Below are 12,589 nucleotides of genomic sequence, written 5' to 3'. Positions count from 1 at the left end.
GGCAATCGACTGTCCTGCTCGGCGGCGGGTGGGGTTTCAGTATGCCGGACGGTCCCGCCGAACAATAAAGAAACATTTTCAGCTATTTGTTCTATTTTCCTGCGGAAGTCCGACGACGGCGGTTAGCGTGCCTGCGTGACCACACGGGGGCGAACAAGTCATGCAGTGGCGGCGATCGGATGGGGCGTGCTGGTGATCGCCCTCTGGATGGGATTGATCGCGGGAACGGCCGCTACGGCCCACGCCGATCCCGGTCACGAAAAGTCAACCACCCAGTCCGCCAACGACTCCGGAGCATCGACGAAACAACGCGGCCCCGCCTCCCGGCTCGGCCCGCACAAGGAGAAGCCGCGCCGGGAGGGCGACACACCGGTGCATCAACGCCCGCGGCTATCCGCGCCGAAGTCCCTGCCACCGCGTTCCGACGTGCGTGGCCTGGTCGACAACCTCACCACCCGCACGCGGACCGCCCTGACCGACCTGGCCGATCGTGCGGCGAACCTCCGTTCCGCACAATCACTTCCGCGCACCAAGGTCGCCACGAAGCGGGACGTGCCGGAGCTGCCCGAGGTCGCCGACGCCACCGTGGCGGAGAAGGTGGTACCGGACATCGCGGACGCGATCGATGTCATCACCCACCCGGTCGAGGTGAAGGCGCCGCCCGCCGGCGTCGACGCGGTCCTCGACCGGGTCACGAGCCCGGTCCCGGCCCGGGGCCGCCAGATCGTGAAGCCCGTCGCCGCCATGGCCACCCCGATCACCGCACCGCGGTCGGTACCGGTGGTCAACATCGTCGGCTCGCTGGTGTTCAACGTTATCGGCACTGCGCTGCAGGTGTTTTCGGGACCGCCGGTGCTCCCGCCCGGCAGTAACGTCACCGTCCGCACCTCGACATTGGACATACCGGGCACCAACCAGACTGTGCGCGCCGACTGGTACTTTCCCGAAGACCCGGACTCCGCCACCGGCGTGATCTACCTGCAGCACGGATTCATGGCCACCGGCCCGATGTACAGCTACACCGCGGCCTACCTGGCCGAGAACACGAACAGCATCGTCGTCGTCCCGTCCCTCTCGTCAAACCTGTTCGACCCGAACGGCGAATGGATCGGCGGCGAACCGATGCAGCAGTCGGTGGCCGACCTGTTCGCCGATGACCGGCCAGAACTGACCGCGAGCGCCAGTGCGGCAGCCGGTCACCCCGTCACCCTGCCGTCCACGTTCGTTCTCGTCGGTCATTCCCTGGGCGGAATGCTGGTTACCGGTGCCGCCGGACGCATGGTCGACAACGGCGCGGTCGAGGACCTCGCCGGGGTGGTCCTGTTCGACGCGGTGGATACCCACAACGACATGCCCGACGCCTTCGACCAACTCAGCGGACCCAATTACCGCCCCGTGCTGCTCATTTCATCCGATCCGTACGTGTGGAACCGCAACGGGACGGTGGGCCAGGAACTGCAGGCCGCGCGGCCAGGCGGGTTCAACGGCGTGATGCTGGTCGGTGGGCGGCACATCGACGGACTTCAGGGTGGCAACGTCATCCTGCAATTCGCCGAGTACCTCGTCGCCGGCTTCTCGCAGCCGCAGAATGTCGATGCGGTCAAAACGATTGCGGCCGGGTGGATCAACGACATGTACCGCGGCACCGACGACGGCGTCTACGGCGCACCGCAGGAGAGCATCGAGGTTCCCACCCCGTCGGGTACCGCCACCGCGGTGGTGCTGCCCTTCACCTCGACCGAGCCGGTGCAGGCGACTCCGTGGGACGGGCTGGTGGGGCCGATCCTGGATGCCCTGTTCCAGTACGCGGTGTACGAACCGCTGGCCGGACAGTCGGTACCGGTGACTGTCTGACGGCAGAAATCGGTGCCTGCAGCCCCGGGGTTCCGCCTTTATCCTGGTGAAGACGTCGAACCGGGGGGGGGTGCTGTGGGGGAGTCACCACCAGAGGACTACCCGCACGAGTGGGTCGACCGGTACGGGCCCCAGGCGTACCCGCCCCACGCCTACCTCCCGCCACCCCCCACGGATCGGCACTACCAACTCGTGCTGGCCATCCGGTGCGTCGCTGCGGTCATCGGCTGCGGTGCCATGGCGTTCTGGGCGCTGATCGTCTACGTGATGCTGAGTTCGGCCTTCGACACGAACCCGGCCACCGATCCGCACGGCTACGGGATCGTCTTCGGTGTCATCACCTCAGTGCCGCTCAGTCTCTTCTGCGCCGTGGTGTTGCCGTTCGCCGCACCCAGGCGCCGGTGGGGGCGGGCGTTCGCGATCTCGTTGCTGAGCCTTATCGCCGTCAACGCGCTGGTGTTCTGGGCGCTGTGCGTCTCGGGCGCCGGGTAGGTCCGCACCGGAGTTCGCTGGGACGCGCTGAACAAGGCATATACCAAGCTCAGCTATACATTTTGCCGCGAAATCGTTAACCGAATTGGTGCGGCATCTATGTGTGATTCAGCCCACGGACGATGTACATTGTGATCGCTGTCATACGAAAGGGGCGTGCAATGCTCAGTGCATTTGTGGGTGTACTTCTGCTGGTGCTCGGCATCGGCGCGGTCGCCGGCGTTGTTACGGCCGTAGTGATGGGGTTACCTACCCTGGCGCTCGTGATCGGTCTCGTTTCCGGCGCATTTTTCGCCGGACGGGCCGTTTAGAGCTTCAGCCGCTTTCGCAGGCCGGTCGCTCGGACTGCCTGCCGGGCGATGGCCGCGCGGATTTCCGCTTCGGAACCCACGACCCGCACCCGCGTCTTAGCCCGGGTGACTGCGGTGTAGAACAACTCCCTCGTCAACAATCGGGAGTCTTCCGGCGGTAGCAGCACGGTCACCTCGTCGGCCTGGCTGCCCTGGGACTTGTGGATCGTCATGGCGTGCATGGTCTCCACCTCGGTGAGCCGGCCCGTCGCAAACGTTCCCGACCCACCCACGGTGGCGCGCAGCCCGTCCGGTGTGGCCACGGTGACGCCGGTATCGCCGTTGTAGAGCTTGAGCCCATAATCGTTGGCCGTCACCAGGATTGGCCGTCCTGGGTACCACAATGCCCACGTGGGCTCCCCGGTCGCCTCGGCCAGCCACCGCTGCACCTGACGGTTCCACTGCGCGACACCGAACGGACCGCGCCGATGCGCGCACAACAACCGGTGCTCGTCGAGGATGGCCAGCGCCGTGCTTGCATCCCCGAGAATCGCCGCCTGGCGCAGCGCAAGGGCATGGGGCACAAGTACTTCCCGCAGCCGCTCGCCTGCGTCGGTGGACACCCACTCGACATGCTCACTGCCGGCCGCCAGTACCTCGACCGCGCCCGAGGCGTCCCCGGACCGAATTGCTGACGCCAGCGCGCCGATCGACTCACCGAACCGGTGCGAGGTTTGCAGCGCCGCCACCCCACGCGACCCCAACCCCTCGACCAGATCGGCCAACACCGCCCCGGCCTCCACCGACGCCAGCTGATCGGGATCGCCCACCAGTAGTAGCCGGGTCTGCGGACGCACCGCCTCCAACAATCGGGCCATCATGGTCAACGACACCATCGACGTCTCGTCGACGACGATCACATCGTGCGGCAACCGATTTGCCCGGTGATGACGAAACCGCGACGACGTGTCCGGACGCGACCCCAACAGCCGGTGCAATGTGGTTGCCTGCAGCCCGGAGATCCGCTCACGGTCCACGTCATCGAGCCGGTTCACCTCAAGCTGCACGGTCTCCTGCAGCCGGGCCGCGGCCTTGCCCGTCGGCGCGGCCAGCGCGATCCGCAGCGCCGGCCGGCCGGCCAGCGCGGCCTGCTCGGCCAAAAGCGCCAACAACCGAGCCACCGTGGTCGTCTTACCGGTGCCCGGCCCACCGGTCAGCACCGTCAGTCCCTGCGACAACGCCACCTTCGCCGCCGCCCGCTGCTCCTCGAAACCCGGTGGGAACAGCCGCGCCACATCGGGAACCACGCCGCCCAGCTGGGCGCCCACCAGGGCCAGCACGTCGTCGCACACCTGCTGCTCCTCCAACCAGTACCGGTCGAGGTACAGCAGATCCCCGAACAGCCGCAGCACCGCAGGCGTGCCGAACAGCGGGCTGGCCGTTACGGCCGCCAGCCACTCGTCGACCGGCGGCCAGGGCAGCTCGGGGCGCTGGGCCTGCTCGGCCACCGAGCGCAGGTCCACACACACCGAGCCGCCGCGCAGCGCCCGCACCGCCAGGGCCAGAGCGAGTTCGACGGACGGGTCAGTGTCTTCCGCGAGCGTGCACAACCGTTGGGCCACCTGCACATCGGCAGGCTCGAGGATCTCGGCGAACGCATCCAACATCACCGGGCCCCCTGATCCAGTAGCTCCGACATCGCGACAACCAGTGCGGCGGGCGGCTCCCAGCCGAACACGCCGGCCGGGTGTCCGTCGACGACGGGCGTCTGCGGCCCGCACATCCCGCGCACGAACAGGTACATCGCCCCGCCCAGATGTGTGCCCGGATCGTAGTCCGGCAGCCGCCAGCTCAGGAACCGGTGCAACACAACGCTGTACAACAACGCCTGCAACGGATAGTCCGAGTGCAGCATGGCTTCCGCCATCCGGCCACGCCCGTAATCGGCCGCGGTGAGCGGCGCGTCGCCGTTGCCCAGCCAGTTGGTCTTGTAGTCGACGATCACGAAGCGTTGCCCGATCCGCAGCACCACATCCACCGAACCGGACAGGTAGCCGCGCAGCGGCTGATGGCCCAGCAGTCCGGTCGACAACCGCTCGGCATAGACGGCCATCGGATCGTCGGCAGGGAGATGCTCGTCGAGCAGGGCCCCGATCTCGGCCAACCGGGCGTACTCACCGCCGCGCAGATCGCCGCCGGCCATTGGGAACTCGAAGTCCAACTCGCACAACCGGTCCGCCAACCCGATCTGGCGCAGCGTCATGCCGGGGGCCAATGGGCCCAACGGAGTGTCGTGCATCGGCACCAGCGCGGCGGCGAGTTCGTCGGCCTCGATCTCGACGGGCCAGCGGGCCGCGTGGCGGCGGACCTCGGCCAGCAGTTCGGATGTCAGATCCGCGGCCAGCGGGTCGGCGGTCTCCAGCACCGCGTGCACAAGCGATCCGAACGCGGCCCCGGTCGGCAGCGACGCCATCGGGGAGGGCACGTCGGCACCCTGGGCGGGGGCGACGACGGCGATGTCGGTCGACTCGTCGTCGAGCTCGGCGACCTCGGGCTCGCTGGACACCCCGGAATTCCCGGCGTCTTCGGCCGCCCGCAGCAGCCCCGAATACGACGTGCGCCGCCACGCGGTGTCGATGGAGCGATGAAAATGCCGTGCCGCCAGATCATCCGGTATCGCCTGAGCCGGCACCGGCATGACCGCACCGATCACCGACTCCTCCAGCAGCGGACCACCCGCGGCCTCCCAGGCCCGCAGCCGGGCCAGCGCATCGTCATCGGAGACCCGGGCCGGTGCACAACGGTCGGGCACCACGGACTGCCCGGGCGCACGGCCCCGCAACAGGCGCGACAGGCCGCCGTTCGGCTCGTCGTTGGACGGCGCCCACCACGCCACCACCTGCGACTGGGCCCGGGTCATCGCCACATAGGTCAGGCGGCTGTCATCGGCGGCGGCCTCGGCCCGCCCGGCGCGGGTAACCGCCGGATCGGGGCCACCGATCTGCAGGCAGCGCACCCCCTCGTCGTGGAACAACACCAGATCCGGCTCCGGCACATACCGATTGAACGCGAACGGCAGATACACGATCGGGAACTGCAGTCCCTTGCTCACCCACACCGTCATGATCTGCACCGCGGCCGCGTCGCTGTCGAGGCGACGGTTGCGTTCGGACGAACCCCGGCCCTCAGACCGCTGGGTGCGCAGCCAATCCCGCAGGGCGGCCAGCCCGAAGCCCTCCCGGTGCGAGGTGTCGCCCAGGAGCTGGGTCACCTGCGCCAGATCGGTCATCAACCGCTCGCCACCCTGCCACGACAGCACCCGCCTGCTCATCCCGGCCAGCTGCGCAGCCTCGAATATCGCCGCCACACCCCGATCCCGGGCATGACCGGCCCAGGTGCGCAGCGTGTCGGCGACCCGGTCGGTCAACGCATCACCGCCCGCGGCAAGAGTTTCCGCGGTCTCCCCGAAGAACATCGTGGCCGCCGCGGCACGCACCAGCCCGGTGCGGTGCGGCTGATCGAAGGCCTCCAACAGATACAGCCAGTCCCCGGCCGCATCGGAATTGAACACATCCGAATCCCCGGTGTAGACCGCGGGGATACCGGCGTCGAGCAGCGCGGTATGGCAGGCCCCGGCGTCCTTGTGGGTCTCGACGATCACCGCGATATCGCCCGCTTGCAGCTGCCGGTCGGCATAGGTGGCGCCGCTGGCCAACAATGCCCCGATGTCGGCGGCCAGATCCCGACCGATGTGGTGGCGCAGATCGGCGATCGGAATCACCTTGGTGCCGGTGCGGTTCCGCGGCACCACCCGCAGCCGGAAGGGATCGTTGTAGGGCGCCCCGGCCAGCCGATGACCCTGATGGTGTGCCTGCACGTCGTGCACCACAATGTCGGGGCCCCCGAGTTCGGCACCGCGCAGCACCGCCTGCAACCGCTCGACCAGCACACTGTCGCTACGCCAGTTGGTGCCCAGCGTCTGCTTGTCTCCGGCGGTCGCCGCGGCCCGCAGATAGGTATCGATGTCGCCGCCGCGGAATGCGTAGATCGCCTGCTTGGGATCACCGATGAGGATCAGCGTGGAATGCCCGGAGAACGCCCGCTCGATCACCTGCCACTGCACCGGGTCGGTGTCCTGGAACTCGTCGACCATCACGATCGGCCAGCGCTGCGCCATCCGTACCCCTGCCGCGGAATTCTCGGCAGTCAAGGCGCCGGCCAGCCGGGTCAGCAGATCGTCATAGCCCAGCACGCCGCGCCGCCGCTTGCGAATCTCCAACTCCGCCAGCACCGCCCGCGCGAACGCCACCCGAATCCCCGCCGGGGACTCCGGTTCAGGGTCCAGCGGGCGCAGCTCGGTCGCCGGATTGGCCACCACCACCCGGGCCAGTTTCAGCGCCTCGGCATACCCCAGCTCCGGGGTTTCCCGCAGAGCGCCGAAGTGGGCGAGATAGAGATCGTCCACGATCTCGCAGACCAACTCGTCCAGACTCTCGACCAGCGTCACACCCGAATCGCTGTCTCCGGCCACGCCAAGGGATTTCAGGACGATCTGGCAGAACTGATGTGTGGTGGCGATCGTTGCCGCGTCGAAACCGGCCAGGGCGTCGCGCAGCCGCTGCCCGCGGGCCTGCTGGTCCTCGGCGATCAGATACCGCAGTAGATCGTTGTCGGCGCGAGCCGGGTCCTCCAACGCCGCCAGCGCACCGACGATCTGGGCCCGCACCCGCTCCCGCAACTCCTGACTGGCAGCCCGGCCGAACGTGATGAGCAGCATCTGATCCAGCGTCGCCGAGCCCTCGGCCACCAGGCGGGTCACCAGACCGGCCAGCGCAAAGGTCTTGCCGGTGCCCGCGCTGGCCTCCAACACCGTGGTGCTGTTGGCCTTCGGCAACGGGCCGAGCAGATCGAAGACGTTCACCGGCGCGACCTTTCGGCCTGCAGGACGGGCAGCCACAACCGCTCGGCGTACTCGACCAGCCCGACCAGCCGGCTCAACGGTGCACTGCGGCCCCACGCCCGCACATGGGCCGGCGCCTCATCCTCGCCGGGGAATCTTCCACTGCGCCATCGGTAGGAGGCCTCGCGCTCCGGGTCGTCACCGGCATGGCGCGCTGCCGCCCACGCATAGGAGGTCTTGACGGGCAGCGGCAGTGGCTCCCGGCGGCCCGCGTCATAGATGGCCACCAGATCGCCGAGTAGCGCGACCGGATCGTCCGGGCTGTCCAACGTTTCGATGAGCGGGGTGTCGCCGCGCCGGGGCCGCCCGATGCACACCGCCGACCAGTCCCGGCCGGAATGCCCGGCAGCCAACGCCAACAACGGAATCCAGGACTGCAGGAGGTGCTTGCCGCCGAGCTTGGAGTAGGTCACCGACACCAGCCGGTCACCGAACACCGGCGAGACCGTCCCGGTGATCCGCCGCCCGCCGCCCAGCTGGATATCGACGTCAAAGGCCTGCGGGTCGGCGTCCCGGTACCGCAGCGCCTCGGTGGCCAGCAGTGCGCACCGATCGCGCAGCGCGATCGCGCGGCGCCAGCCCAACTGTCCCGGCGGCAGGGTGCCGCGCCGCCACTCGGCCTGCTGGGCGTCGGCCGGGGTCATGCCCCGCATGATGTCGCCGAGCATCCGATCGCCGACAGTCCATTCCTCCAGGGCATCGATATCGACCGGCATCACATCCGACACCCCGTCCACATCCCAGGGCAGCGTGTAGTCCAGCGCCCGGAAGAAGCCCTTCACCGGATCCCTGAAGAAGGTGACGAGATCCTCCAACGCGACGTCACCAGTGGGAAGGGCCGGCAGCTGATGCGCGAAGAACGGCGGCCGGCTCGCCCGCTGCCCGGCGCTGGCCTGTGCCGCGGTGAGCACGGTGGGGTCGAAGGTGAACGGCCCGTCGGGTAGCAAAGCGCCGGGCGTGACGTTGCGAATGTCGAAGGGCTGCAACGGGTGTGTGGTGACAACGGCCGGGGGTTGCTCGGCGGTGACCCTGAGGGTGTCGAGCAGCTCGGCCAGCGGCACCGCCGGCGGCCGGGCCTGACCGGAGTACTCGTTGGCGCCGGTATAGGTGACCACGAGCGTCTGCGTGGCCGCGCTGATCGCGTCGAGCAGCAACTGGCGGTCCTCCGAGCGGATGTCGCGCTCACCGGTGCGGGGATCGCGGGCCAGCACGTCGTCGCCGTCGACGGCCCCCAGTCGCGGAAACACACCGTCGTCCAGTCCGACCAGGCACACCACCCGGTGCGGAACCGAGCGCATCGGCACCATGGTGCACACCGTCAGGGTTCCGGTACGGAAGTTGGCGCGCGTCGGACGACCCGCCAGATGCCGATCCAGCAGCGCCCGAACATCACTGAGCCGCAGCGGTGTTGCTGCCGCACCTGCGGCGTCGGTGATGTCCGCGAACTCGCGCTGCACCTGGGCCGCAGGCCACTCCTCGTCGGAACAGGCCAGCGCCTCGATCCCGGTGCTCAGCGCCGATAGCCACTCGTGCAACGGTCGGACACCGCTGAGCTGACGGACCGTGTGGCTGAGCGTCTCCACGAAGTCGGCGAACCGGCCGGCCAGCTCGACCCGGTTACTGCTGACGTCATCGAGCGGCAGCGTGGTGCCCAGCCAGGCGTGCGAGTCATCGGACATCGCCACCCCGGCCAACACCCGGTCGATGCCGAAACGCCAGGTGTTGTGTAGGAACTCGACGCCGTACGGGCCGCGGTGCTCCTGGTCGAAACCCCACCGGATGTTGGCCTCACGTACCCAGGCGGTGATGGCCTCCAGATCATCGTCGGTGAACCCGAACTGGGCCCGCACCGGATCGGACTCGGCCAGGTTGAGCACCTCGCTCGCGGTGGCCCGCCCGCCGGCCAAAGCCAGCACCGACGCGGCCACCGACAGCAGCGGATTCGTCTGTACCAGGGCACGATCGGCCAGCCGCACCCGCAGCCGGTGCGCCGGATGCGCGCCGCGTACCACATCGCCCAGCCCGAACCCGGCCGTGATCAACGGTGCGTAGGTCTCGATATCGGGGCACATCACCAGGATGTCGCGGGGCTCCAGTGTCGGATCGTCGGCGAGCAGGCCTAGGAGCACCTCACGCAGCACCTCGATCTGACGGGCCGGGCCGTGGCAGCTGTGCACCTGCACCGAGCGGTCCTCCCGCCGCGGCACCCGCCCGGTCGGCCGCACCGCGTTGGCCGCAATATCCGACTGCAGCCAGCCCAGGACTGTATCGGGATAGCCTGTGCCACTGAGATATTCGTCGGTGTCCGGAATCGGCAGCCCGCGCTGCAGCTCCCGCAGATCGCGGCCGAGGGTGGCCAGCAGCGGGTGGCCCACCACGCGGTGACTGTTGTCCTCGCGACGGGGGAGCGCGCCGGTGTGCGCGGCCAGTGACTGCCACAGGCCATCGCTGGGGTGCGGCAGCCACAGGTGCAGATCGTGATGGGTGGCCAGCGCGGTGAGCAGTTCGATCTCGGTGGCCGGTAACCGGGTGTGCCCGAACAACGACAGCCGCTCGGGCAGATCACTGGGCGATTCCATCAGCCGGGCAAGGGTTTTCGCGTGCCGCAGGTGCGGGGGATCGGCGTCGATCCGCTCGAGCAGTGCCTGCCACAACGGAGCCTGCCAGGACAGGTCCTCGGGCAGCTCCGCCCAATCGATCAGCAGTTGCGGGCGCTGCCGCGCATACGAGGCGAACAGTCCGGCCAACCGTCGGGCCACCGCATAGCGTCGGCCCTGACGCAGCTCATACTCGTCACCGGTCTCGAAGTGACCGAGATGGGTGGCCACCGGCGCACACCACGGCTGATCCAGGTTGTCGTCGATGACCGCCAGCAGCGGCCAGGCCATCGCGTCGGCCGACCACGGATCGTCCTCGGCGGTCCCGGTCAACTCGGCGATCAGCGAACGCGGGTTGCGGAACTCGACCGCCGCGCACACCCCCAACCGGTTCGACAGCCGCTGACTCAGCCAACGCTCCACACCCTTGGCCGGCACCAGCACCAACTCCTGGGCGAACGGGTCAGCCGGCGGGTGCGACAGCAGATCTGCCAGCCCGTCGGCGAGCAGATCGGTGCGCTCGGCCCGGTGCAGGTGCAGTGCCATCGACAGACACGATAGGAGACCCGGTCAAAGAGTTGCTGGGTTTGGTGCCGACAGCGCGGCGGGTCGGGCCGCAAGTGCGACCGCGAGGGTCAGCGCGCCTGCGATGACGAACGCCACCCGCACGCTGAACATGTCGGCCGCGCCGCCCAACAACGCCGCGGCGAACGGGCGCGACCCGAGGAAGCCGACCAGCCACAGCGCCATGATGCGGCCCCGCAGTTCTTCGGGTGCCCGCTCTTGAACGACGGTGCTCAGGCCGGTCATCGCCCAACCGAAGCCCAGCCCCGCGACCGCGAAACCGGCCAGCGCCAAGGGCGTGACGGTACCCAGGGCGAGCAGTCCGCAGCCCGCCACGAGCAGCCACAGCCCGATCGCCGACACCCGGGCGGCCGCCAGCCGTCCACGCATCGACGCCAGTGCCACCATGCCGACCGCCGCGCCGATGCCGAACGCCGCCGACAGCGCACCCACCAGGTGAGCACCGCCGCCGAGCTCCTCGGCCATCGACGGGGTGAGCGTGATCGACGGATCGGAGGCGAATCCGACCGTCGCCACGGCCAGCAGGGCCAGCAGCAGCGGGCGGTCCCGCCAGACGTATGCCACCGCCGCGCGCACACGGTAGTCCCGGTGCGGGCTGCGCTCCGGTCGGGTCGGGAAGGTGACCAGCAGCAGGAAGATCGCGAATACCATGTGCAGGCCCGCGCTGATCGCGAAGCCGGGCGCCGCACCGAGACGGGCGGCCAGTAGGGCGCCGATGGCCGGACCCAGGATGCGGCCGATGGTCATCGGAATGCTGTTGAGCGCCATGGCCGTCGCCAGCTCGCCGTCGCGGATCAGGCTCGGGACGATCGACTGCATGGCCGGGCCGCCGATGACGAACCCGAAGCCGACCAGGGTGGAGCCGACCAGCACGGGTACCGCCGCCGCAGTGCCCTGCAGGTCGGGGGACAGGCCCAGCCACAGTGCGGTCGAGCCCGAGCCGATGATGCACAACACCCGGCCCCACAGAATCTGGCGGGCGGGGTCGCCGATATCGGCCCACTTGCCGCTGGTGGGGCTGAGGATGAGTTGGGGCAGGAACTGTGCGACACCGACCATGCCCACCATGACCGCCGAACCGGTGGCGTCGAAGATCACGATGGCCGCGACGATGCCGTGCGTCCACACCGCGACGACGGAGAAAATCTTGCCCCAGAACAGGGCGCCGAAGACCGGGTCGAACATCAACCGCAGGGCGCCGCGCGGCTGCGGGCGGGCAGTGGTCTCGGCTGTCACGAGCTGACCCCCCGCTCGAAATCGGTGACCAGTCGCTCCAACAGGTCGACGAGGGTGTCGACGTCGGACTCCGACCATTCGGCCACGGTCTCGGCGACCATTTCCCGGCGCCGCTCGGTGACGTCGGCCAGGGCCTTGCGGCCGTCATCGGTAAGGGTGAGGGCGCACCGGCGCTGATCCTCGGCGTCGTGGGTTTTGGTGAGCAGCCCGGCGGCGACGACGTTGCCGACCGTGCGGCTGGCGGTGGAGTGCTCGACGGCCATGTACTCGGCGACCTCGCCGACCGAAGCGCTCTGCCCGGCCTTCTCCCGCTGCTCGACGGCGCGCAGCGCCCGCAGCGTCGACAGCGACGGGACGCCGCCCGACGCGTCGATCAGCCGGCGCCGCCAACCCGGGCGCTGCCGGACGATGTGGATGCGCACCAGGAGCTCATCGAGTTGGTTGTAGCGAGACACGATATATGCATAGCACATACATGTATTACGGGGCGAAAGCGTGCGCAGCTGTCGGTAAGCGGGTGCGGGGCGGGGAACGCGCGGTGTTGACTACGTGCCTGCCCCTCCGCTGACCTAGCC

8 protein-coding genes are annotated in these 12,589 nt (G+C 68.9%); 3 read left to right on the top strand and 5 right to left on the bottom strand.

Annotated elements, in window-relative coordinates; all coding sequences use genetic code 11:
- Positions 1 to 135: 135 nt before the first annotated feature.
- The 3 genes from JOF57_RS19825 (at position 136) to JOF57_RS19815 (ending at position 2,657) form a co-directional block, all read left to right on the top strand.
- Positions 136 to 1,854, top strand: coding sequence for a dienelactone hydrolase family protein (locus JOF57_RS19825; RefSeq protein WP_209919244.1), 1,719 nt, complete (start codon positions 136 to 138; stop codon positions 1,852 to 1,854).
- A gap of 75 nt (positions 1,855 to 1,929) precedes the next feature.
- Positions 1,930 to 2,346, top strand: coding sequence for a hypothetical protein (locus JOF57_RS19820; protein ID WP_209919242.1), 417 nt, complete (start codon positions 1,930 to 1,932; stop codon positions 2,344 to 2,346).
- Positions 2,347 to 2,507: 161 nt separating this feature from the next.
- Positions 2,508 to 2,657 carry a hypothetical protein gene (locus JOF57_RS19815; RefSeq protein ID WP_170309394.1) on the top strand — a complete coding sequence of 50 codons (150 nt, stop codon included), beginning with the start codon at positions 2,508 to 2,510 and terminating at the stop codon, positions 2,655 to 2,657.
- On the opposite strand, the gene recD is transcribed toward JOF57_RS19815, so the two are convergent.
- From recD to JOF57_RS19790, 5 genes are read right to left on the bottom strand one after another with little or no spacing between them, the layout of a single operon-like run.
- Positions 2,654 to 4,303 (bottom strand): exodeoxyribonuclease V subunit alpha, encoded by a 1,650-nt coding sequence (recD, locus tag JOF57_RS19810; RefSeq protein WP_209923511.1) that lies wholly within the window; start codon positions 4,301 to 4,303, stop codon positions 2,654 to 2,656. The genes JOF57_RS19815 and recD overlap by 4 nt on opposite strands.
- Entirely contained in the window at positions 4,303 to 7,557 is a 3,255-nt protein-coding gene (gene recB, locus JOF57_RS19805; RefSeq protein ID WP_209919241.1) for an exodeoxyribonuclease V subunit beta, read from the bottom strand. Before recB ends, recD begins: the two co-directional genes overlap by 1 nt.
- Positions 7,554 to 10,739 carry an exodeoxyribonuclease V subunit gamma gene (recC, locus tag JOF57_RS19800; RefSeq protein WP_209919239.1) on the bottom strand — a complete coding sequence of 1,062 codons (3,186 nt, stop codon included), beginning with the start codon at positions 10,737 to 10,739 and terminating at the stop codon, positions 7,554 to 7,556. Before recC ends, recB begins: the two co-directional genes overlap by 4 nt.
- Before the next feature lie 24 nt (positions 10,740 to 10,763).
- Positions 10,764 to 12,014, bottom strand: coding sequence for an MFS transporter (locus JOF57_RS19795; protein WP_209919237.1), 1,251 nt, complete (start codon positions 12,012 to 12,014; stop codon positions 10,764 to 10,766).
- Positions 12,011 to 12,487, bottom strand: coding sequence for a MarR family winged helix-turn-helix transcriptional regulator (locus tag JOF57_RS19790; protein ID WP_209919235.1), 477 nt, complete (start codon positions 12,485 to 12,487; stop codon positions 12,011 to 12,013). The genes JOF57_RS19795 and JOF57_RS19790 overlap by 4 nt, the downstream gene beginning before the upstream one ends.
- Positions 12,488 to 12,589: the final 102 nt, after the last annotated feature.

The sequence above is a fragment of the Mycolicibacterium lutetiense genome, assembly GCF_017876775.1.
GTDB lineage: Bacteria > Actinomycetota > Actinomycetes > Mycobacteriales > Mycobacteriaceae > Mycobacterium > Mycobacterium lutetiense.
Note: the sequence above shows the minus strand (reverse complement) of the source record. Positions and strands in the feature narration are given on the sequence as shown.